The sequence below is a fragment of the Endozoicomonas sp. G2_1 genome (assembly GCF_017744155.1).
Taxonomy (GTDB): Bacteria; Pseudomonadota; Gammaproteobacteria; order Enterobacterales; family Alteromonadaceae; genus JAGHQT01.
Genome location: NZ_JAGHQT010000004.1, coordinates 122,707 through 144,569 on the forward strand (window position 1 = coordinate 122,707; position 21,863 = coordinate 144,569).

The 21,863-nt window shown below is 42.9% G+C and carries 18 protein-coding genes; 5 read left to right on the forward strand and 13 right to left on the reverse strand.

What is annotated here, in order from left to right; translation table 11 throughout:
• Positions 1-72 precede the first annotated feature (72 nt).
• On the reverse strand, positions 73-834 hold the full coding sequence (locus tag J7384_RS07285) for an outer membrane protein assembly factor BamD (RefSeq protein ID WP_209112555.1): 762 nt from the start codon (positions 832-834) through the stop codon (positions 73-75).
• 157 nt (positions 835-991) lie between these two features.
• Here J7384_RS07285 and rluD point away from each other — a divergent pair, with 157 nt between their 5' ends.
• The 3 genes from rluD to clpB all read left to right on the forward strand — a co-directional run bounded on the left by rluD (position 992) and on the right by clpB (position 5,670).
• On the forward strand, positions 992-1,966 hold the full coding sequence (gene rluD / locus J7384_RS07290; RefSeq protein ID WP_209112557.1) for a 23S rRNA pseudouridine(1911/1915/1917) synthase RluD: 975 nt from the start codon (positions 992-994) through the stop codon (positions 1,964-1,966).
• Positions 1,967-2,021: 55 nt separating this feature from the next.
• Complete coding sequence (pgeF, locus tag J7384_RS07295; protein ID WP_209112559.1) at positions 2,022-2,882, forward strand: peptidoglycan editing factor PgeF; 861 nt, start codon at positions 2,022-2,024, stop codon at positions 2,880-2,882.
• A 217-nt stretch (positions 2,883-3,099) separates the two neighbouring features.
• Entirely contained in the window at positions 3,100-5,670 is a 2,571-nt protein-coding gene (gene clpB / locus J7384_RS07300) for an ATP-dependent chaperone ClpB (protein WP_209112561.1), read from the forward strand.
• A 20-nt stretch (positions 5,671-5,690) separates the two neighbouring features.
• Here clpB and J7384_RS07305 read toward each other — a convergent pair whose 3' ends face one another.
• From J7384_RS07305 to radA, 10 genes are all read right to left on the reverse strand, one after another.
• On the reverse strand, positions 5,691-6,317 hold the full coding sequence (locus J7384_RS07305; RefSeq protein WP_209112563.1) for an ABC-type transport auxiliary lipoprotein family protein: 627 nt from the start codon (positions 6,315-6,317) through the stop codon (positions 5,691-5,693).
• A gap of 10 nt (positions 6,318-6,327) precedes the next feature.
• A complete protein-coding gene (gene pqiB / locus J7384_RS07310; RefSeq protein WP_209112565.1) occupies positions 6,328-8,001 on the reverse strand; it encodes an intermembrane transport protein PqiB in 1,674 nt (557 codons plus the stop codon).
• A 13-nt stretch (positions 8,002-8,014) separates the two neighbouring features.
• Entirely contained in the window at positions 8,015-9,148 is a 1,134-nt protein-coding gene (locus J7384_RS07315; protein ID WP_209112567.1) for a paraquat-inducible protein A, read from the reverse strand.
• Between the two features lie 59 nt (positions 9,149-9,207).
• A complete protein-coding gene (locus J7384_RS07320) occupies positions 9,208-9,630 on the reverse strand; it encodes a hypothetical protein (RefSeq protein ID WP_209112569.1) in 423 nt (140 codons plus the stop codon).
• The gene (locus tag J7384_RS07325; RefSeq protein ID WP_209112570.1) at positions 9,602-9,820 is read right to left on the reverse strand and encodes a hypothetical protein; all 219 of its coding nucleotides are present in this window, start codon (positions 9,818-9,820) and stop codon (positions 9,602-9,604) included. The genes J7384_RS07320 and J7384_RS07325 overlap by 29 nt, the downstream gene beginning before the upstream one ends.
• Before the next feature lie 16 nt (positions 9,821-9,836).
• Positions 9,837-10,079, reverse strand: a complete 243-nt coding sequence (locus J7384_RS07330; RefSeq protein WP_209112573.1) for a hypothetical protein — start codon at positions 10,077-10,079, stop codon at positions 9,837-9,839.
• 592 nt (positions 10,080-10,671) lie between these two features.
• A complete protein-coding gene (locus J7384_RS07335; RefSeq protein WP_209112574.1) occupies positions 10,672-11,580 on the reverse strand; it encodes a homocysteine S-methyltransferase family protein in 909 nt (302 codons plus the stop codon).
• A gap of 87 nt (positions 11,581-11,667) precedes the next feature.
• Complete coding sequence (arfB, locus tag J7384_RS07340) at positions 11,668-12,081, reverse strand: alternative ribosome rescue aminoacyl-tRNA hydrolase ArfB (RefSeq protein ID WP_209112576.1); 414 nt, start codon at positions 12,079-12,081, stop codon at positions 11,668-11,670.
• 98 nt (positions 12,082-12,179) lie between these two features.
• Positions 12,180-14,411 carry a S9 family peptidase gene (locus J7384_RS07345; protein WP_209112578.1) on the reverse strand — a complete coding sequence of 744 codons (2,232 nt, stop codon included), beginning with the start codon at positions 14,409-14,411 and terminating at the stop codon, positions 12,180-12,182.
• A gap of 315 nt (positions 14,412-14,726) precedes the next feature.
• On the reverse strand, positions 14,727-16,088 hold the full coding sequence (gene radA, locus J7384_RS07350) for a DNA repair protein RadA (RefSeq protein ID WP_209112580.1): 1,362 nt from the start codon (positions 16,086-16,088) through the stop codon (positions 14,727-14,729).
• Positions 16,089-16,388: 300 nt separating this feature from the next.
• Here radA and J7384_RS07355 point away from each other — a divergent pair, with 300 nt between their 5' ends.
• Positions 16,389-18,893: a PilZ domain-containing protein gene (locus J7384_RS07355; protein WP_209112581.1), complete on the forward strand. Its 2,505-nt coding sequence runs from the start codon at positions 16,389-16,391 to the stop codon at positions 18,891-18,893.
• Between the two features lie 96 nt (positions 18,894-18,989).
• On the opposite strand, the gene serB is transcribed toward J7384_RS07355, so the two are convergent.
• A complete protein-coding gene (gene serB, locus J7384_RS19540; protein WP_348523852.1) occupies positions 18,990-20,063 on the reverse strand; it encodes a phosphoserine phosphatase SerB in 1,074 nt (357 codons plus the stop codon).
• Between the two features lie 215 nt (positions 20,064-20,278).
• On the opposite strand from serB, the gene J7384_RS07365 reads away from it, so the two are divergent.
• Complete coding sequence (locus J7384_RS07365) at positions 20,279-20,923, forward strand: AhpA/YtjB family protein (RefSeq protein ID WP_209112583.1); 645 nt, start codon at positions 20,279-20,281, stop codon at positions 20,921-20,923.
• 16 nt (positions 20,924-20,939) lie between these two features.
• Here J7384_RS07365 and J7384_RS07370 read toward each other — a convergent pair whose 3' ends face one another.
• Complete coding sequence (locus J7384_RS07370) at positions 20,940-21,755, reverse strand: TatD family hydrolase (RefSeq protein WP_209112585.1); 816 nt, start codon at positions 21,753-21,755, stop codon at positions 20,940-20,942.
• Positions 21,756-21,863: the final 108 nt, after the last annotated feature.

A 21,863-nucleotide genomic window follows, 5' to 3' on the forward strand; every position in this document is an offset into this window, starting at 1 on the left:
ACGCTTGAGTTTAAATAAGGCAAATAAAAACAGCAGCCATTGGCTGCTGTTTTTATTTGTTTAGGCCAGAACCTATTGAATTAAAGGGTTGTCTGGGTAGTTGGCGGCAAGCACTTGCTTAGCGTTGCGCTTTAAGTCTTCCAAACCAAGTTGGTCATAACTCTCAACCATGATTTCTAGCGCTTGCTCAACTTCGTCACTTGGTGAAAAGTATTCAACAACATAACGGCCTCTGTTAGCTGCTGATGCCCATGCTTCGCGTTTGAGGTAGAATTTGGCAACGGCAATTTCGTATTTAGCAAGGCGTGATTTAATCGCAACTAAACGCTTGCGAGCATCTGCCGCATATTTACTGTCAGGGTGGTCGGTTAAGATTTTCTTCAAGTCTTTAAAGGCTTCGCGTGACGCCGTTGGGTCGCGGTCTGAACGGTCGATACCGGCTAAATCTTGGAACAAGTTCTCTTCAGTGGTTAAATTGATTAACGCTTTCATGTAATAAACGTAATCAATATTTGGGTGGTCTGGGTTTAAACGCAAAAATCGGTCTGCAAGCGCAATACCTTCAGCCGAGTCACCGCTTTTGTAGTAAGCAAAAATAAGATCTAGTTGAACTTGGTGTGAAATTGGGCCGAATGGGAATCGAGAGTCAATCGCCGATAAAATTTGAATCGCCTTTTGATACAAACCGTTATCTAGCGCTTCACGGGCATCAACAAATAATGCTTGCGCAGACTTGTCTGGTACCTTATCAACTTCGGTTTCATCAGATGATGAACAAGCCGTTAACAACATCACTAGCGTTAACAAAAAGACTTTAATAGATAGTTTTTCCATAGAGTTTAAATCACTACTTTTAGCTAGGTTCAAAAACATCAGCCTTGAACTAAAATAAAATAATTATGAAAGCCCCTGATAAAAGGGGTAAAATAACGGTTTACGGCATTCTAACCTAGTAAACTGTTATTGCACAGTGCTAATTCACGAGAGATTAATGGCTGAGATTATTCAACACACAGATTTAGTTCCCGCTTCTTGCTTAGGCAAACGCTTTGACCAAACTTTAGCGGAAATGTTTCCAGATTATTCGCGATCTAAGCTAAAAGATTGGATTTTAGCTGGCAAAGTCAGTGTTGACGGTGAAGTAAAAACCAAACCAAGAGACAAAATGTTTGGTGGGGAAACGATTAAAATTGATGCCGAAATTGAAACACAAGTCACTTATCAAGCGCAGGATATCGCACTTAACATCGTCCATGAAGACGACGATATTTTGGTGATCAATAAGCCTGCCGATCTCGTGGTTCACCCCGGTGCTGGTAACCCAGATGGTACAGTATTAAATGCCTTACTCAATCATTGTCCTTCGTTGGAGTTGCTGCCGCGTGCTGGTATTGTTCATCGCCTTGATAAAGACACTACCGGCTTAATGGTGGTGGCTAAAACTATTGCCGCGCAAACTAACTTAGTCGATGCCTTGCAACGACGTGAAATCACCCGTGAATACGAAGCGGTCGCTAACGGCATTATGACGGCTGGTGGTACGGTCGATGAACCGATCGGGCGTCACCCAAACAAACGCACCCATATGGCGGTGACTTTTTCTGGAAGACCATCGGTTACTCATTATCGAGTGATGGAAAAATACCGTTTGCACACTCGTTTGCGTTTGCGCTTAGAAACAGGCCGTACTCACCAAATTCGCGTTCACATGGCACATATCACTCACCCGTTAGTTGGCGATCCAGTTTACGGCGGTCGTCCGCGCCCACCTAAAAATGCGACACCAGAGTTACTTGGATTTTTGCGTCAATTTAAACGACAAGCTTTACACGCGGCGATGTTAGGGCTTTATCACCCAGTATCGGGCGAGTTGATGAGTTGGCAAGCCGACATTCCAGAAGACTTTAAACAGCTGGTGAGTTTGCTTCAGCAAGACAATGAATTAAATGCTGTTGACGAGTATTAGAAAGTACTAAATAACGATTTCGTTTTTCTTACTTGACGAGGTTAGAGATATCACATTGAACAAAAGCCATACCGATAAAATTGAAACAGTAAAGCTGTCAAATGCAACTCCTGCGTTAAAGTCGGTTGACTGGCCAGTATTGCCGATTAAGCCGGTAGTGGCGTTCAATACGACTCGGTTGCCGATACCAGCTGATATCGACGACAGCGCCATTGAAGTTTGCCAATCACCAGAACTCAAAGGCTATCAAGGCTTTAATCTTGGCCTTCACGTTGGCGATAGCCGTGAGCAAGTACTTGAAAATCGCCATCAACTTGTTAGCTTTTTGTCTAGACAGTCATCGGGCTGCAATAAAATTCAGTGGCTAGATCAGGTTCACGGCAATCATGTTCAAATTATTGATAGTGATTCCTACAGCGAGCTGCCATACACTGCTGATGGCGCATACACCAGTCAAGCCAATATTGCCTTGGCAGTCATGACGGCTGATTGTTTGCCCATTTTATTAACCACTACCGATGGCGATGAAATTGCTGCTGTACACGGTGGCTGGCGTTCATTGGAAAGCCAGATTTTAACTAATGCCATTGACTGCTTTAAACAAGCTCCAACCAATATTATTGCCTGGTTGGGACCTTGTATTGGTTCACAAGCGTTTGAAGTAGGCAGTGAAGTGATGCAAAAATTTCTCAGCCATAGTCAGCAATTTGCCGTGGCGTTTAAAGCTGTTGAAGGCAACGCCGACAAATATCTCGCCGATTTACATCAAATCGCCACTATTCAATTACAGCAACTTGGCGTTACCGCGATCAGCCAGTTAGCTGAGTGTACCTTTAACAAGCAAGACACTTATTATTCCTATCGCAGAGAACAAACCACCGGCCGCATGGCGACTGTTATTTGCCTTACTGAATGATTACCTCATTAACCTAAAACGGTTGGTATTAATAGAGAGCTGAGCGCATCGTTTTTGCCGAAAACTTATGCTGGATCAAACGTGCCTGTGATGGTTAGTTGAAAAACTCCCAATTAAGCCTTATTTAATAATCTGAACTCAGGTTACATAATCAGAATCAGGTGGTTATCACCATTATTAATGTTTGTCGCACTTTTTCAGTTGAAGGAGATAAGTTATGCGTTTAGATCGTTTTACCCAAGCCTTTCAAACGGCGATCGCCGATGCTCAATCGCTTGCCTTAGGTAAAGATCATCAGTTTATTGAGCCTGTGCACTTAATGTTGGCCTTGCTCAATCAAAACGCAAGTTCTGTTATTCCCTTATTGAAAAGTGCAGGCGTTGATGTTTTTTCATTGCGTCAGCAGCTCGACCAAGCCATTTCAACCTTGGCACAAGTGGAAGGCACAGGTGGAGAAGTACAATTATCGGCTGGGCTTGGTAACTTACTCAACCTCTGTGACAAGTACGCACAAAAGCAAGGTGATAAGTTTATTTCGTCTGAAGTATTTGTTTTAGCGGCATTGGAAGACAAAGGTGCCTTGGGGAAAATATTGACCTCTCTCGGCGCCAATAAACAGCGGCTTAATGATGCCATTAATCACATTCGCGGTGGCCAGAAAGTCGATGATGCCAACGCAGAAGAAACTCGCCAAGCGCTTGATAAATATACGGTCAATCTCACCGAAAGGGCGGAGGAGGGCAAACTTGATCCTGTGATTGGTCGCGACGATGAAATTAGGCGCACGATTCAGGTTTTACAGCGTCGCACTAAAAACAACCCAGTTTTGATTGGTCACCCCGGCGTTGGTAAAACTGCGATTGCTGAGGGTTTAGCGCAGCGTATTATCGATAAAGAGGTGCCGGAAGGCTTAAAGAACAAGCAAGTACTGTCTTTGGATATGGGGGCGCTCGTGGCTGGTGCTAAGTATCGCGGCGAATTTGAAGAGCGCTTAAAAGCAGTACTCAATGAGCTTGCTCAGCTCGAAGGGCAAGTTATCTTATTCATTGACGAATTACACACCATGGTGGGCGCGGGCAAAAGCGATGGCGCCATGGATGCGGGTAATATGCTTAAACCGGCACTGGCACGTGGTGATTTACATTGCGTTGGTGCAACCACGCTCGATGAATATCGCCAGTATATTGAAAAAGATGCTGCCCTTGAGCGCCGTTTTCAAAAAGTCCTGATTGACGAACCAAGCGTTGAAGATACCATCGCCATTTTACGCGGATTAAAAGAGCGTTATGAGCTTCATCACTCCGTTGAAATTACCGACCCGGCAATTGTCGCTGCGGCAACTATGTCACATCGTTATATCAGTGATCGTCAGTTGCCCGACAAAGCAATTGATTTAATTGATGAAGCGGCTTCAAGTATTCGCTTGCAGATGGACTCTAAGCCCGAAAATCTCGACAAGCTTGAACGCAAAATAGTCCAGTTAAAATTAGAGCAAAAAGCACTAGAGAAAGAGGACGATACTGACTCGCGCGAGCGGTTGGCAAAAATTTCTGATCGCATTGTCGGCTTACAAGCGGAATATGACGAGTTAGATGAAGTTTGGACCACTGAAAAGGCTGCTTTACACGGCACGCAAACGATCAAAGCTGAACTTGAACAGGCCCGTATTGATCTTGATGCAGCCCGTCGCAATGGCGATTTAAACAAGATGTCTGAATTGCAATACGGTCGTATTCCAGAACTTGAGAAACAGCTCGATTTGGCGGCCCAAGCCGAAATGCAAGAGATGACATTACTGCGCAATAAAGTCACCGATGTTGAAATTGCTGACGTCCTTAGCCGTGCCACAGGTATTCCAGTCGCGAAAATGCTAGAACAAGAGCGCGATAAATTATTGCGCATGGAAGACGAACTCCATCAACGGGTGATTGGCCAATCAGAAGCCGTCACTGCTGTCTCTCACGCAATTCGACGTTCACGTGCTGGGCTTTCTGACCCGCAACAGCCAATCGGCTCGTTTATGTTTTTAGGGCCAACAGGGGTTGGTAAAACCGAATTGACCAAGGCCTTGGCATCGTTTTTATTCGACAGCGAAGATGCTTTGATTCGCATCGATATGTCGGAATTTATGGAGAAACACTCAGTCGCTCGTTTAGTTGGCGCCCCTCCGGGTTACGTTGGCTATGAAGAAGGCGGTTATTTAACCGAGGCGGTTCGCCGTAAACCTTATTCTGTGGTGTTGTTGGATGAAGTTGAAAAAGCACATCCGGATGTCTTTAATATTTTATTACAGGTGCTCGATGATGGTCGTCTTACTGACGGTCAAGGCCGCACTATCGATTTCAAAAATACTGTCATCATTATGACCTCGAATATTGGCTCTCACATTATTCAAGAAATGGCCGGTGATGAGCACTACGATTTGATGAAAGCACAAGTGATGAATGAAGTGGGTAATCATTTCAAACCTGAATTTATTAATCGCATCGATGAAACCGTTGTCTTCCACCCTTTAATTGCAGAACAAATTCAGCAGATCGCAGCTATTCAAATTGACAGTTTGGCGCAGCGACTAGCTAGTCGTGGCTTAACGCTTAACATTAGTGATAAGGCCTTGGCTCATATTGCGTCGGCTGGTTTCGATCCTGTCTTTGGCGCACGGCCGTTAAAACGAGCAGTGCAGCACGAGATTGAAAATCCGCTGGCACAAAAAATCCTCGCTGGCGAGTTTACTGAGCGCCAAGACATTGAGATTGAATACGATTGCGAGCAGCTCAGCTTTAACTAACGCTGAGCTATTAAGCGAAATTAGCGTTCGGTGAGTGCGCTGGAAAGGCGATTTGCCAACTGCTTGAGTAGTTGCCTTTGTTGTTTAACTGAGTGACTAAAGCCGTTTTCGCTAAGATCTTTACTGAAATAAAAAGGTGAACTAGCAACGAGTTCGCCTTTTTTATTCTCTTGATGGTCAATTAGCCAAAATTTGCCCGCTAAAATCACCTCTGAGTCGTCTGTAGCAACGAAGTGATCGAGTTGTAACTGCAATTGGTATCGGCTGTCATGACTCGTGGGCTCATTATTCAATACTAAATGGTAGTCGTTTGAAGCGGTGTTAAAATCGTTCACTAAGGCGCGAGCAATGGCGTGTTTTAGTTGCTCAGACCATACGTGCTGGCTGGTGTAATAGAGCTGGTGGTTAGTCTGTAAAATAGTCAGTTGAGATTGCTCTAAATACTTGGCAAGGCGCACTTGGCTGAGGACTATCTGTTTGTCGGCGTTGTGCTTAGCTACGCTAGATGCCTGTTGATAGGCTGCTAATTCATGATCCAAAATATAGTAGTTTACCGATAGTGGCGCTTGTGAGCTACAGGCAGCCAATCCAAGACACATTGCAATGCTAATCAAGCTGTTACGAGCGCAAGCTGGGATAAATTTCATGATTGTCATCCTATTGTGATTTAGCTTTCGGCTCTTTGGCCTGAGTGGGTTCTGCACTGAAAATAATGCTACTTGGTTGCTGGTTAAGTTGCAGCAACAGGGGTTGTAGCTCGCTCATGCGTTGATTGAGGGTGCTAATGGTATCAATAAGTTCGTCGTGGCCTTGTGAGCCGGTACTATAACTTTGCGCTAGTTGTTCGAAACTCGCCATGGTTTTATTGACCTGTTCGAGTACTTGCTTTTCTTCGAGATTAATCAACAGTTCATCCATGCCAGCACTTGCCGCTTTAAACTCAGCGGCGGTTTCGCGAAAGTCTTGCGCCATGACAGTGAGTTCTGACATTAAGTCTTCAACTGGCAAGCGATTGAGTTTGTCGAGCACGTCGCTCGCTTTTTGAGTAAGTTGGCTAAAATCGTCTAATGTCGTTGGAATCACCGGATACTCTAAGAATCGGGTCATCGCTAACTCGGGGAGGTCGGGATAGTGTTGCAACTCAACAAAGAGTTGACCAGTGAGCAAGTTACCGGTTTGTAATCTTGCCCGAAGGCCTTGATTGACCCAAATTTCATTTTGTGCCATCACTTGTTCCAGACCTTGCTGATTATCGGGCAAGCCAACTTTGCCGGGTTCAATAGAAATAAGTACGGGTATTTTGTAATCGTTTTCTAGCAAACTGCTGGTTTCAGTTGCTTGAACATTGATCGCTAACACTTCACCTATTTCAAGGCCTCTGTATTCAACCGGTGCACCGACTTTTAATCCGCGTACAGTATCGCTAACCAAAATCACGTACTTGGCACTGTGTTTGTAGTTTGGTGTGACGGCGTCTTCGTAGTTGGGGTAAATATCGAAGTAAGCGCGGTCGGTAACGACTTCACCGGGAATTTCACCGTCGGGAATACCAAAGGTAATACCGTTCGTGAGTAAGGTTTCCAAGTTACCCGTTTGCAGGCTAATACCTTCAGAAGTTAAATCAACTTTAACACCGCTGGCATTCCAAAAGCGCGTATTGGCGGTAATTAGCTTGTGATAAGGATCTTTGATAAAGGCGTTGTAATAGACAACACGTTCGTAAAAGTTAAAAAAGATATCTTCAACACGGCCAACCGTTAGGCCTTTATAGATAATAGGATCACCTGCCTTATAGGCAAATTCGGCGTTGCTGTTAAGAGTAATATGTAAACCAGGAGTACCGTATGGTGTTACCGGTGGTTCGTCTAAGCCCTCAAAATTATATTGTTCTTGTTCCGATTGCCCAGGAGACATCTCAATATATGCGCCCGAAAGTAGGGTATTTAGACCAGAAATACCGGCGTGGGTAACTTTAGGTGAAACAACCCAAAATTTGCTGTCTTGGTTGAGTAAGTTTCGGGCTTCTTTATTGACGCGAACGCTAATATTGACCCCTTCAGAGTCTTGCAACAAACTAATTGCGGTAACTTCACCTATGGTGACTTCACGGGTTTTTAATTTGGTTTTTTTGATTTCGATGCCAGCGGCGGAATTAAAGGTAATGTTGATCAGCGGCCCTTGGTTCGCCCATTGCTGGTAAACCATCCACAAACCAATAGCTAAAGCTATCAAAGGAACCAGCCAAATTACCGACAGCGATTTGCTCGCTTTTATCTTAGCTTCTGGTTCAGGCGCTGGTGCTGTCGATGTATTTTCTGCAGAGTTGTCCATTAAAATACCAATATTATTGTTGTTTGTTGTGGCTATTTGACCAAATGAGTGTTGAATCAAAAGTGTTTGCCGCGAGCATCGTAGTAATTACAACACCTGAAAACGCCAGTGCAGCGGGGCCGGGGTAAATACTCATGGTATTACCAAGCTGAATTAAGCTTACTAAAATTGCGACGACAAAAACATCAATCATTGACCATCGACCGATAAATTCGGTAATTCTATACAGCACAATGCGTTCTTTGTGCAGCGTGTCGTGGCCTTTTTGTACCGTGATATTCAGCCAAATGAGAATCGCTAGTTTGGCGATAGGAATAAAAACGCTGGCAATAAATATTACCATGGCAATTGGGTAGTCACCGTGTTGCCAGAGCGTAACGACACCACCCATAATAGTATTGGGATCGTCTTGGCCAAGCAGACGAGTGTTCATAATCGGTAAAAAGCTCGCAGGAATGTACAAAATCAACGCGGTAATCAGCAATGCCCAAGTATGTTGAATACTATGCTGGCTCGGTGGCTTGGCTTTAGTGTTTAAGCCAAGCGCTTGTTTGAGTTGATGATTGTCGACATAGGCCAGGGTGATGGTCATAAATAGCGCAAAAAGCACGTAAGCATAAAATGATATTCCAAATTGAATATCGGCCATTGCCGTTAGTTTAACTAAACTGACCAAGGTACCAATTAAGAATATTTCTGCCATGCTCCACGGGATCAAGGCGTTGACTACATTGAACACTTTGGCGCTTGCTGCAGGCGGCTTGTTAAATAATTTTAGTGGTAACAATAAATAGAGTAAGCCTAATAAAACAATTAATGGAATGGCAAAAATTGCCAATAATTGTAAGAGTGCAAGTAAGAAAAAGTCGTGCTCTATTAAGGTAGAAACACTGAGCAATAAATCCATCGATTGTTCTTGGCCTCGGGCGTTAAAACCCAGAAAGTTGAATGGGATTGCGGCCGCTAAAAAAATCAATGCGGTTAATGCGCAGGCAATAATGATATCAATAGCGTACTGGTGGTAACTGGTCAGCTTTAAATCACAGCGCGGGCAGTGGGCTTTTTGCTTGTGGGCTAGTGGCGTTAAAGTAACCGTTTGAGCGCATTCATGACAGTGTAGCTTTTGATCTGCTAATACTTTATTCATGCTCAAACTAACCCTACTAAAGCTATGTTACTGGAAGATATTTTATCTTATCACACTCTTTAACGAAACAGATTGGTTAGTTTTGCCAGTATGCCTGTCGACTCAGGTAAGATATCACTACTTTGATAATCACAGTTAAGCGAGACTAGTCGTAGTGATATTGTCCCGCCATGGCCCCACGGCCACCAATAGGCAGCAATAACGGGGTCGTCATTTTGATTGGGAATAGTATAAATACGCTGATTTTTGTTGAGCTTGGCATGGGCCAATAATGCGTTTTTTAGTGCTGGCGGTGCTTGCTTAATATTTTTTACGTGCCATTGATGCGGGAATAACTCGACTAAGCGATGGGCAATATTCTCGCCTCTGTTTTGAGCAAATTCACTCAACTGACCTGCAAATTTATCATCATAACGCCAATTTAAGTCGTTACCTATTGCTTCGATAATGTTCTCAATATGTGCTTCGATGGTCATCGACATCGCAGATATATTCCTTGTAATTACTAACGCCAAAATAACGGACAGATTTTTTATGAGTGACTTTTTTGGCAATTAAGTGTTCGTTGGCAAAAATTTTTACAATTTGTTTATCCCCATTTCTGTCGGCTTGATAACTGTGGTTGGGGTTGAGGCGCAAGTTGTCGAACTCGCTGCGCATAATTAACTTCATCTTAGCGTCGCAATGGTTAAATATTATTGATTTCTTTTTGCACTGAATAGCCTTCATCAGTGACAATTTTTTCAAGTATTTGGACGCGCTCTTTTAACGCGGCAAGTTCTTGGCTTAATTTAGCGTCTTCGGCATTCTTGCTGTTTTGGTGTTTTAACATTTTTTCTTTAAAGGCTAGGTGTTTGTAATACATGCTCGCGATGGCACTAAAGCCAACGGAAATGAAAACAATGATAGCCACCATAGTTGTGCCGCTCATGTAGACCTCAATAGTTTTTGTTTAGTGTTAAGTCAGTATATCTAAATTTTTTCTCGGTCGACTACTGACAATAGTCACTTTTTTAAGTTGTTGTTAGTCATAGACAAAATTAGGGCAAAAAAAAGCGCACCGTTAAGATGCGCGAATGGGTAAAAACATGAAACACTAGGAAGTAAATTACTTATTAAGTGAGAGTATCGATCAGCGGTAAAGTTCAAAAAAAGTTTAAAAAATTTAGCACGATAGAATTTTCGATTGAAAAACAGACAAAAAAAAGCGCATTGTAAAAATGCGCTGAATAAAAACATGAAAATACTCAAGGTTTCAAAGCCTCTCATCTAGTAAGAACACTTCAAACAGGATTAGTTCAACTTTTCTTGTTTTTTTCTTGAGTACGTGAAATGGCAAGATTAAGAGTAGGTATTGAAGCAGATTAGAAGCAAAAAAAAGCACCTAACTATTGAATAACTAAGTGCTGAATAGGGTATACATGAAACATGAATAGTAATTCAATTACTGATTAGTAAGAGTCGCGGTAATAGATAAAGTTCCACATAAATATAAATATTTTTAAAAAAGTTAATTTTTTTATCTATTGGTCAATTTTATGTGTGCATTTTATGCCGTTTTTATTCAATAAATTATAAGTAGCATTGATATGTTTTGGTCCAATTGCACAACAACCACCAATAATTCGAAAGCCTTGGCCTACCCAGTCTAGACAGTGCTTGGCGTATTTTTCAGGAGAGATGTCTCGTCGCTCTTCCAGGCAGTCAACACTGCCGCCGGGTTTTAGCGGTGCAATATCGACAAAGGCATTAGCATAGGCACCAACAACAGGAAAACACGCGATAAGTTCGGCGGCGTGTTGATTAATTGTTTCGATGGAACTGCAATTGATAAGCACTGCATCTACATTGAGCTCAGCAATGGCCGTTATCGCTTGTGCTAGCGTTTCACCTGAGAGTAGTTTAGCTTCGCCGTCTTTGAGAACAAAACTCACCCATATCGGTTTATTGGTTGGTTTTGCTGCGTTAATTGCGGCCCTAGCTTCGTCGATACTCGACATGGTTTCGCAAATAAATAGATCAGCAGCGTCATTCTGTAATTCGACCAATTGCTGATAGTCGCTAAGCGAGTCTTGATAATTGAGGGCTGCTTCAGGAGTAAAACTAGCCAAGAGTGGTGGTAGGCAGGCGGCGATGCGAACATCACTTTGCTTTGACTGTGCTATGGCATCTTTAGCTGCCTTTTTTGCCGCTTGGTGCAGTGGTGCTAGCATCTTGATACTTGCGTCTCTAGCAAGCCTGCGCGGTGTCGACGTATATGTGTTAAGCGTAACTACTTTAGCGCCTGCTTTGATAAAGTCGAGGTGCAAATCTCTCACTAAATGCGGTTGCTCGTGCATCACTTGTGCTGACCAAAGTGGTGTCGGTTTAACGCCTGCGCGTTTGATAAGCTCCTGGCCCATACCGCCATCGAGTAAAATAATTGAAGTCATAGCTGCCAATGAAATAAGCCTGAAAATGGCGTTAGCCTAACTGAGCTCAGTGGGAATAACAATTGGTTTTATCGTGAATCTATAGCATTAAACGCGAATTTTTCCGCGCAGAGATTTTGTCTGAGCCCGTTGGTTTTTTTGCTCGAGTCGCTTTTTGACTGCAGACTTTTTCGGTTTAGTGGCGCGTCTGACTTTCTCGACATAACTCACGCTTTTAATTAACGCTTGCAGGCGCTCTAGTGCGTCAGCTCGATTTTTTTCTTGGGTGCGAAATTGTTGTGCTTTAATAATGATGACGCCGTCTTTAGTTAGGCGTTTGTCTTTGAGGTTGAGTAAGCGCTGCTGGTAAAACTCAGGTAGAGAAGAGTTTTTGATATCAAAGCGCAAGTGGATAGCTGACGAGACTTTATTGACATTCTGACCACCAGCGCCTTGTGCTCTGATGGCACTGATTTCTATTTCGTCTAAGGGAATTTTGACTGTGTTGCTGATGATTAACATGATGATTGATGGTCGAAATTAAAACAGCGAGTGCAGCAGCTTGGTTATTCTGACTGCACTCGCTTAGTTCTCTAAAACGCCAGTAATTAATGACGCACTTATTCTGGCGCTAGATTAAATTGGCGATTGAAAAAGTCGATAATAGTATTGTTCAAATGCACTTTAACTTTTTTTCCACGCATACTGTGCTTGCTACCCGGGTAGGTCATTAATTCAAAGCGTTTGTTTTGATCTTGTAGCGCTTTAATCAGTTTGGTGGTATTGGTAAACAATACGTTGTCGTCTGCCATACCGTGATATACCATTAACGGGCCATCTAAACCTTCGATGTAAGGAAAAACACTGCTGTCTTGATAACCTTTAGCATTGGCTTGTGGATGATTTAGATAGCGTTCAGTGTAGTGGGTATCATATAACAGCCAGTCGGTTACCGGTGCTCCAGAAACTCCCGCTTTGAAATACTCTCCGGCTTTGAACATAGTCATTAGCGCCATGTAGCCACCGTATGAGTGCCCGTAAATACCAATGCGGTCAGCGTCAACGTATGGCAAGGTTCGCAAAAATTTAACCCCTTCAATTTGGTCGGCAACTTCTACTTCACCTAAGTGCTGATAGATATCGAATTCAAAATCGGTACCTCGGTAGTTAGAGCCGCGATTGTCGAGCTGAAAAACAATGTAGCCTTGCTGCACCATGTATTGAAACATATCAACGCCATGCCACTTATTAGTGACTCGTTGAGCGTGAGGGCCGCCGTAGACTTTAACAATAACTGGGTACTTTTTACCTGGCTTAAGAGTCTTAGGCTTAAACAGTTTATAGAATAGCTGAGTTTTACCATCGGCGGCTTTAATCGAGCCAAACTCGGGTTTGACCATATCGGATAGATAATTAAAGCTAGGGTGGTCTTGATTGAGTTCATTTTGTGACAACCATGTCATCATGCTGCCGTCTAGGTTATGCAGGCTGACTTGCGGTGCGGTCTCAATGTTGGAGAAGCTGTCGATGTAGCTCTGCTGGTCGCCAGCAAAGGTAACTGAGTGAAAGCCTTTGCGTTTACTGATGCGAACAACGTGATCTGGTGCTTTGCCATCAAGCGGTACTTTGTATAAATGGCGCTCAAGAGGCGTATCTGCGCGGCCAGTAAAGTATATCCAGCCCGCTTTTTCATCAATTGCTTTAACACTGTCAACAACCCACTCGCCTTGAGTCAGTTGATTGATTAAATTGCCTTTAATGTCATAGTGGTACAAGTGCTTGTAACCGTCTCGCTCAGACGCCCAAACAAAGCTTTTGCTATCACTGATAAAATAAAGATCATCGTGCAAGTTGATCCAATGGTCCGACTCTTCCGTGAGCAAAGTACGCTGTTTACGGGTTTTAGTGTTGTAAACCTTGAGTTTTAGCGTTTGTTGATCGCGACTTTGCCATTGATATGATACTTCGACACTGTTTGGCAACCACTGAACACGTGGTAAATAAATATCGGTTTCTTCACCGGTGTCAATAAAACGCGTTCGCTTATTACTCAGTTTTACTACGGCCAATTGGATATTGACGTTGTTAGTACCGGTTGCTGGGTAGCGCTGTTCAACCAACTTAATGTCTTGCGCGTATATTTCATTGCGGATAGCAACTTGAACTGGGCTTTCATCGACTCTTAAAAAAGCAATTTGCTTTTCATCTGGTGACCACCAGTAGCCTGTCATTCGTCCCATCTCTTCTTGTGCGACAAATTCAGACATACCATTTTTGATGATGCCGCCACCATCTTTGGTGAGTTGTAGCTCTTTGCCGGTGTCGATATTGATGGCGTAAATATTTTGCTCGCGAATAAACGAAACATAGTTGCCTTTAGGTGAAAATCTAGCGTCAGTTTCAAACTCAGCTGTTTCAGTTAGCCGCTTGGCTTTTTTATCCGCTAAGTTGTAGTAGTAGATATCGCCATTTAGCGGGAACAGTAGGGCATTGCCGTCGTTGGCGAAAGTATATTCAATAATGCCAAAACCATAGACTCGTTGGCGTTCTCGACGCGCTTTTTCTTCATCTGATAGGGTTTCTGTACCACTGAATAAGGCCGCCGAATCAACTAACAAACGGTGCTCTTTGCTTGCTAGGTTGTATTCCCATAAATCGTATCGGTTTTTGTCTGATGCTTTGCCTTGTAAGTAGGTAACACGGCTACCGTCAGGAGAAAACTTTAATGACTTTGGCGTTGTGCCATTGAGTGCTGGTGAGCTAAAAATGCGATCAATGCTAATTTTTTCCGCTTGTGCACTGCCAACGATCAGGCCAATGCTAAGCAGTAGTAGGCTTTTTATTTTTTTCATTTATTTATCCAATAACGTGCTGCCTGTTAGTGTTTTGTCTGTTGTTATCCAGCGCGAGGATGGTCGCCAACAGGTTTAATACCAATTTCAATAAATATGTGATCATTCTAGCTGGTTAAAATCGTCATTAACTGCGTTATTATTTTTGAAATTAGAACAACTAATTACGAAAAATAATGCCTTGTTATTGAACAATTTTTCCTGCGCCATAATTGCTCACCTAATTGATTCAATTGGTATAATTTGGTGATGTTGACAGCGATTGTTGCGATGGTAGCAAATTTATTCTGTTCAAGCAGTAAAGAAGTTGTAACCTTATATGGCTTCTAGCGCTTCACTGATTTTCTTGACGCCAATCACTTCCATATCGTCAATTTTTTGTTTGGGCAAGTTGCCATAGGGCACAATAGCACGAGTAAAACCGTGTTTCGCAGCCTCGTTGATACGTTCTTGACCGCTGGGCACGGGCCTGATTTCACCAGATAAACCAACTTCACCAAAAACGACAAGATTATGGGGCAAGGCACTGTCGCGAAAACTTGAGACTAACGCCAGTAATAAGGCTAGGTCGATACTGGTTTCACTGACTTTAACGCCACCAACGACATTGACAAAGACATCTTGGTCGTTCATTTGCAAACCGCCGTGTCGGTGCAGTACTGCCAGTAACATCGCTAAACGGTTTTGCTCAGCACCAACGGCAATACGCCTTGGGTTGCCAAGCGCAGAATGATCAACAAGTGCTTGGATTTCAACGAGTAAAGGCCGAGTGCCTTCCCAAAGCACCATGACAATACTGCCGGGAGTTTGTTCATCACTGCGGCTGAGGAAAATAGCAGAAGGGTTAGTCACCTCTTTTAAGCCCTTGCCAGTCATGGCAAAAACGCCAAGCTCATTTACCGCGCCAAAGCGGTTTTTGTGGCCGCGCAGCGTTCTAAATCGCGAGTCGGTTGAACCTTCAAGCATGATCGAACAATCGATACAGTGCTCTAGTACTTTTGGGCCCGCCAAATTACCGTCTTTGGTGACATGGCCGACAATAATCATGGCAACGTGATGCTGTTTAGCAAAGCGGGTCAGATAGGCTGCGGCTTCTCTTACTTGCGAAACACTGCCGGGTGCCGATTGAATGTCGGCCATGTGCATCACTTGGATTGAGTCAACCACCATGATTTTGGGCTGTTCTTTAGCGGCAATATGACAAATGTTTTCAACACTCGTTTCCGACAACAATTTCAGTTTATCGGTTGCCAAGTCAAGTCGCTTTGCTCGCATTGCCACTTGTTGCAGTGACTCTTCACCAGTGACGTAAAGCGTCGGCATATTGGCGGCCAAGGCGCACATGGTTTGCAGTAATAAAGTACTTTTACCAGCGCCGGGTTCACCGCCAATTAAGATCGCACTACCTGGCACAATACCACCGCCAAGCACGCGATCAAATTCACTAAAGCCCGATGAAAAGCGCGGTAAATCCGTTAAATCAATACTGTCTAGGGTTTGAACTTTTGCCTCTGTTTGGCCGGCAAAGCCAGAAAAGTTACCACTGCGAGGGGAGGCTTTTGGTGCTCTGAACTCTGAAATAGTATTCCAAGCTTTGCATTCGTTACATTGCCCCAACCAGCGGGCGTATTCAGCACCACAATCGGTACAAACATAAGCAGTTTTATTTTTTGCCATAGTTTTCCTATCAAGGCATTATTATTGCATTATACTTTTTGAAGATTAGTGACTTACTATTAATCTGCTTGATTGATTTGAAACAAGTTTAATCGGACAAAAAGTGGATGTATTAGAGTATTTACTTTATTCTTGTTGGTTGAATACTAATACTCTTTTGCTTGTTGCTTGCACCTCAGTGAAATAACTCTTTATAATCGAGTGACAAAGGGAACAGCAAGCTCAGCCAGAAGGCTTTTTACTAGCGCTTAAGAGTAATTCACTACATTAGGTTTTGCTTAGTTGTTGTAGCGGAAATTCATGAATCAAGATTTTATCAAGTATCGCAAAATTATAGAACAGTTTCGAGGTCAGGTTAATAAAAGTGACTTCGAGGCTAAGTTTGTTGCGGCGACGAAAAATTTAGCCAAAACAGATAAATTTCTACTCAAAATGGAATTGAAACGTTTGGCGACGCCCTGTAATCGCTTGATTGATTTACGCGGTTTAGTTGACGGCGAGTGTAAAACTTATGAACACGATAAGCGACCACACTTTCTTGACGATATTGCAATTAGAGCGTTTGAAGAAAATATAGCGCATTACGGCAGCTATACCTTTGGCGTTTACGAAGCGGTAAAAAATACCGAAAACAACTTTCGCGTCATTTATCAAAAAGAAAAGTCTCAATTAGATCTGGCCGAAGTTCCAGATAACAATCAAAAGGTCTTTGATAAAACTCAGTACTCGGCAAACTTACTGAGTTTTGGTCCCTACTACAATCGCCGCGAAGAGCGGATGAACTTTGCGATACCGGTTTTAGTGTATATTGGTGAGCAAGAACTCGAGTGCACCAGTTCTGATCTGAGCATCAGTGGTATCAAGTTGCGAGTGCCTCTATCCCATACCGTCAAAATCGGCCAAACAGTCGAGTTGAGATTTAGCGGTTTAGAGCAAGAGTTTAAGTTTGGCCAACAAAACATGTTTGCCTACAATGTTTGTAACATTCAGGTACTAGACAACATTCAGCTGGTTGGCTTCGCCAGAGAGTACAATGCCGATAATGAAAAAGATGGCTTCAGTCAGTTTTTAAAAGGTTTTATTCAAGGCAACAAGCGCCGCTATAAAGTTAACCTCGACAATACCATTAGCGCGCTTCAGGCGCGCAGTATTGAACAGTACCTATTGCCTAAAGTCAGCGAGTTGCCAATATTTTTGCAAAAGCAGGGAGAGCAGTTACTGCCTCGCTACGCGATATCATCACCGAATAATCAGCAACTTATTCAGTACTGGCAAGACGAATCGGGCAAAACCACATTACATAACTTAGCTACCGAAGAACGCATTAAATTTTTGTTGAACTCTTCTCGTTTGAGTAAAACGTTACGGGTTTATAGTTTTGTTCACCAAAATAAAGGTAAAAGCTACTTCTATTCAATGGACGAGCGACAGTTGCAAGCTGACAAAAGCTTTGCTCACCAGTTTTTAGCATTTGCAAGCAGTAAAAGCAGTTTCGCAATATCTGAGTTAAGCTTGCTCGACAATGATAGTCGCTTTGCCCATTCGCCACTGACGATTAGGCATTTACTTGCTAAAAAAGATCAATACCTAGACAAGCCGTTGTCTGAAGAAGTAAAAAAAATCATTAGTACTTTACCATATGCGTTAGTGGTAACGGATGTTAGCGATCAACACAGTCGCCTCGATTATCAAACATTGACTTATCAAGAGCTCAATACTCAGAAGTTGCGCCATTTTGGTCACAAGCGTTTAGCGACACCGCCGATGATTGATATTGTCGGCATCAATTATCGCAATCAGCGTCAAGAACCGCGCTTTAAATATATTACTGATGCTTTGGTTCAGCACGATACAGAGCAGTTTGTTGGTCAGTCGTGTGATTTTTCTATTTCAGGATTAAAAATAGAATTAACTGAAAGCACTGAGCTTAAAAAAGGTAACATTGTTTACTTGAGTTTCCCTAAGTTACAAAAAATTACCTCGGCATTCGACTTAAAAGCCTTGCCGTATGAAGTGATGGGAGTCAACAAAAAGAAAACGACGATCAACTTGCGGGTTCACGTTGAAAATCATCAACACATTGGTCGAGCTTTCTTTAAGCTATTAATCGACAAGAATAGAGACAAGCTCACCACTGATGAATACGTGATGATGATTCCTGGTCTCGCTAAGAGTTTACGTAACATGTACGCTCAACGCTTTACTATTCCAGGTTTAGTGATTCAGACCAGTGGTAGTCGCTATAAAATAGAAACCCTTTGTTGTAGCGGAGAATATGGCAAATTGCTTCCTCACATGAGTCAGTTAAGCGATCGCAGCGGTTATTACAATTTGTACCCGTTACTTAGCAACCTTGCGGCAATGAACGTGTTAACGGCGAGCTTGAAAAAGATGCAGGCTAATGATGTTGCAGAGCACTTGCTCTTGTATATCGCGATTAACAACAGTGACCAGCTGATTGAAAACGCGGTGACAACTAAACTTGATAGCGAATTAGAAACACCAGAGCTGAAGCAAATGTTTATTCGCAACGCGCTCAAGCAAGGGCAATTTTATTGCGTCAAATTAGTCTTTTCTCGAGTAGAAAGCCCAGATATGAATTATTTGAACCCCGAGCTAAGCTATATTGGCTCTTATGCTATTCATCGGGGTAAGCAAATCGAGCACGACATTTGGAGCGTCGCTGGCGTTGGTCAAATTATTGATATTACAGAAGAGGTTTTGTTTAGACACAAAATCTGTTCGAGTAATGCTAGCACTAGCAATAGTGTGGCATTGGAGCAAAGCGCAGAGCAAGCATCGTAACTTTTACTGCGTTTCAAATGCTAATTACCTTCAGTGAACCCTGTTTGATAGCACGTTGACTTTGTCAACTCAGCTCGCTATGGGTTTACCTGCGGCCTATCTCAACCAATGTAATAAACAGCTTAAATCGGCATTGCTAACACTGGTGTCGGCTTTTTGTTTGACGATGGGTTTGGCGTGAAATGCTGCGCCTAAGCCCGCCACTGACATCATCACTAAATCATTGGCACCGTCACCCATAGCAACAGTTTGCTTTTTTGGAATGTCGTATTGCAGCGCTAAGCGCTGTAAACAATCGGCTTTTGCCTGTGCATCAACAACATCTCCCAAAACTTTACCCGTTAACTTACCGTCTACAATGTCGAGTTGATTAGCAAAGGCAGCGTCCAGCCCTAAGGTTTCTTTCAAATAGTCGGCAAAGTAGGTAAAACCGCCAGAAGCAATAGCCACTCGCCAGTTGTGTTTTTTCAACTCGGTGACCAATAATTCAAGGCCAGGCATTAATGGCAAGGTACTGATTACCTGTTGTAAAATAGCTTCTGAACTATCGGTTAGTGTAGCGACACGTTGATGCAAGCTTTGGCTAAAGTCGAGTTTGCCCTGCATGGCGAGTTCAGTGACGGCGGCAACTTGCTCTCCGGTACCCGCTAATTTTGCAATCTCATCGATACACTCAATTTCAATCGCGGTTGAATCCATGTCCATCACCAATAAACCCGGCTCTGCTAGTACTGGCGCACCGTCGATAATGGCCGATTCAATGCCATGGGTGGTGTTAAAGTCGACCAATAGGGCGCGTGCATGTGTTAAATTTTCGCAGCTGATGGCAAAGCGGTAACTGGTTAAACTCACTCTGCTGTTTATTTGGTTTAATGCCAATAATTCGAGCTGGCATTGGTTAACGAGATTCACTAAGCGGCCAATAGGCAAGTCAGAAAATACCACTAGTTCAATAGAGCTGCTCGGGGTTGTCAGCGCTTGTTCTGATTCAGTGGCAAATTGAGTTATTTGGTTCGTCAGCGGGGCATTGGTGGCTAGAACGTTGTTATCTAATTCGCCCTTTTCTAAGTAAAAAGTTGCAGGCATTGATAAGCGAGCGTTGTTAAAGCATTGACCTATCGATAGGGTACTGATTTCACTGAGATTGAGAATATGGACGGCGGCTGACACTGAAACCCCTTAAACTAAACTTGTTAATTGCGTGTGTTAATTGCGTGTATTAATTGGATGCGTTTATTGATAACCTAGTTTCATAGTGATTATGCCAGTAGCTGTATTTTTTCGACGATACTACTAGATGCTACTAATAGTATCGACATAGTTAATGGTATCGACAATATTATCGAGCGCTAGTTTGAAAACAGCACGATTGCAGTGGTTAATTTATGAAACAAAACTCTGTGCCTTTATACCCTAAAATTTCGTCGATTTATAATAAAATTCTGCAATTAGCTATAGCGGTTATTTTAGTGGTATTGCTACTTAATTTGGCTATCTTTAATAACAGTGAAAACAGCGCGACACTAGAGCAACACTTTGACCAACTTGGTCATGAGTTTTTAACTCAAAACAAGGCGAGTGTTGAGCTACTGTTACAACAGAAAGACCGAGCCCAGTTGCGCGATTATATAGAGCAGCAAGTAACTAATGAGCTTGTTGCTAGCGCCCATTTGTACAGCCATACTGGTCAGCTTATAGCGAGCAGTAACGAACAGTCAATTAACCAGTTATACCGTGTTGGTAATGAGCAAGACCGCGCTCAACAAAACGCCATGAAACATTTAGTGCCTTTTGTTTTAGCGCTTGGCAAGCAAGGTGAACTGGGTTATTTGAGGTTTAACATCAACAAAGAAAAACTGCTGGCGGCGCTTGAACAGCGCCAGCAACACAATCAACAATTGTTACATTTACTGATTTTACTGGCAGGCTTTATTGGTTTTCTGTTGACCCGAGGCTTCGCTCGTTTTAGCCGTCAAGGTTTGAGGGTTCAAGGGCACAGTAATGGCGGACACAGTAAAGCGCACAATTAAGTACGCAGCTAAATGGTTAACGGCTGGTTGAATCAAAGAACAGTTGGTCGATATTATGCTCTAGTTGCTCGGCGACCATTTCTGAGGGCAATTGTTTTGTCTGGCAAAGATGGCTGAATACGTCAATCAACCGAATTGGCGAATTGGCTTGCCCTTGATAGCCAGCCAGTGGCATTGAAGGCGCATCTGTTTCTAACACTAAACAGTCGAGTGGTAATTTTTTTACTGTTTTTATCGTTTTTTGTGCTCGCTCGTAACTAATGGTGCCGCCAATACCCAATTTAAAGCCTAAATCTAGGTACTGTTTTGCCTGTTGGTAACTCCCTGAAAACGCATGAATAACACCGCCACGCGCTAAATGGGCAATTTTTAATGCAGGCGCTAACCACTGATGTGATTGTCTGTGATGAACCACTATTGGTAAATCGTGCTGTTTGGCAAGCATCAGTTGATATTCAAAAAATACTTGTTGCTTAGTTAGATTGCCTTGTTGTTTGGCGATGGCGCCATCAATACCTGCTTCACCAACAGCAATGATCTCGTTTTTATGTTGGCTAATTAGTTGATTGAGCTGTTCAAGCACTGATTCTGATAAATCGTTTAAAAACCAAGGGTGAATTCCGAGGCAAGGAAAAAGCGTTGGCGAACTTGGTTGCTTGTTTTCTTGATTGTCTGGTGTTGCTAGCGCTAACACTTGCTGCCAGTTACTAGGAGCAATGCTGGGGATAACAATACGACGGATATTTTGCTGATAGCACTGGTTTAATAACTGCGTTCGGTTTTGATCAAATTCGGCAAAATCTAAGTGGCAGTGGCTATCGGTAAAGCGCATTTATCAATCCAGTGTAAACATATTTTAGGACGAGACATTCTTAAAAACAAAAAAGCCAGTTTAGGTTAACTGGCTTTTTAAGTTGATGTAAAGTGCTAATCTTTATTG

Bases quoted from the DNA above. Each gene is read 5' to 3' on its own strand.
- rluD (WP_209112557.1), top strand. From the start codon at position 992: ATGGCTGAGATTATTCAACACACAGATTTAGTTCCCGCTTCTTGCTTA.
- J7384_RS07345 (WP_209112578.1), bottom strand. From the start codon at position 14,411: ATGAAAAAAATAAAAAGCCTACTACTGCTTAGCATTGGCCTGATCGTT.
- J7384_RS07370 (WP_209112585.1), bottom strand. From the start codon at position 21,755: ATGCGCTTTACCGATAGCCACTGCCACTTAGATTTTGCCGAATTTGAT.
- J7384_RS07365 (WP_209112583.1), top strand. From the start codon at position 20,279: ATGAAACAAAACTCTGTGCCTTTATACCCTAAAATTTCGTCGATTTAT.
- J7384_RS07305 (WP_209112563.1), bottom strand. From the start codon at position 6,317: ATGAAATTTATCCCAGCTTGCGCTCGTAACAGCTTGATTAGCATTGCA.
- radA (WP_209112580.1), bottom strand. From the start codon at position 16,088: ATGGCAAAAAATAAAACTGCTTATGTTTGTACCGATTGTGGTGCTGAA.
- pqiB (WP_209112565.1), bottom strand. From the start codon at position 8,001: ATGGACAACTCTGCAGAAAATACATCGACAGCACCAGCGCCTGAACCA.
- clpB (WP_209112561.1), top strand. From the start codon at position 3,100: ATGCGTTTAGATCGTTTTACCCAAGCCTTTCAAACGGCGATCGCCGAT.
- J7384_RS07335 (WP_209112574.1), bottom strand. From the start codon at position 11,580: ATGACTTCAATTATTTTACTCGATGGCGGTATGGGCCAGGAGCTTATC.
- J7384_RS07325 (WP_209112570.1), bottom strand. From the start codon at position 9,820: ATGAAGTTAATTATGCGCAGCGAGTTCGACAACTTGCGCCTCAACCCC.
- J7384_RS07355 (WP_209112581.1), top strand. From the start codon at position 16,389: ATGAATCAAGATTTTATCAAGTATCGCAAAATTATAGAACAGTTTCGA.
- J7384_RS07320 (WP_209112569.1), bottom strand. From the start codon at position 9,630: ATGTCGATGACCATCGAAGCACATATTGAGAACATTATCGAAGCAATA.
- J7384_RS07330 (WP_209112573.1), bottom strand. From the start codon at position 10,079: ATGAGCGGCACAACTATGGTGGCTATCATTGTTTTCATTTCCGTTGGC.
- arfB (WP_209112576.1), bottom strand. From the start codon at position 12,081: ATGTTAATCATCAGCAACACAGTCAAAATTCCCTTAGACGAAATAGAA.
- J7384_RS07315 (WP_209112567.1), bottom strand. From the start codon at position 9,148: ATGAATAAAGTATTAGCAGATCAAAAGCTACACTGTCATGAATGCGCT.
- J7384_RS07285 (WP_209112555.1), bottom strand. From the start codon at position 834: ATGGAAAAACTATCTATTAAAGTCTTTTTGTTAACGCTAGTGATGTTG.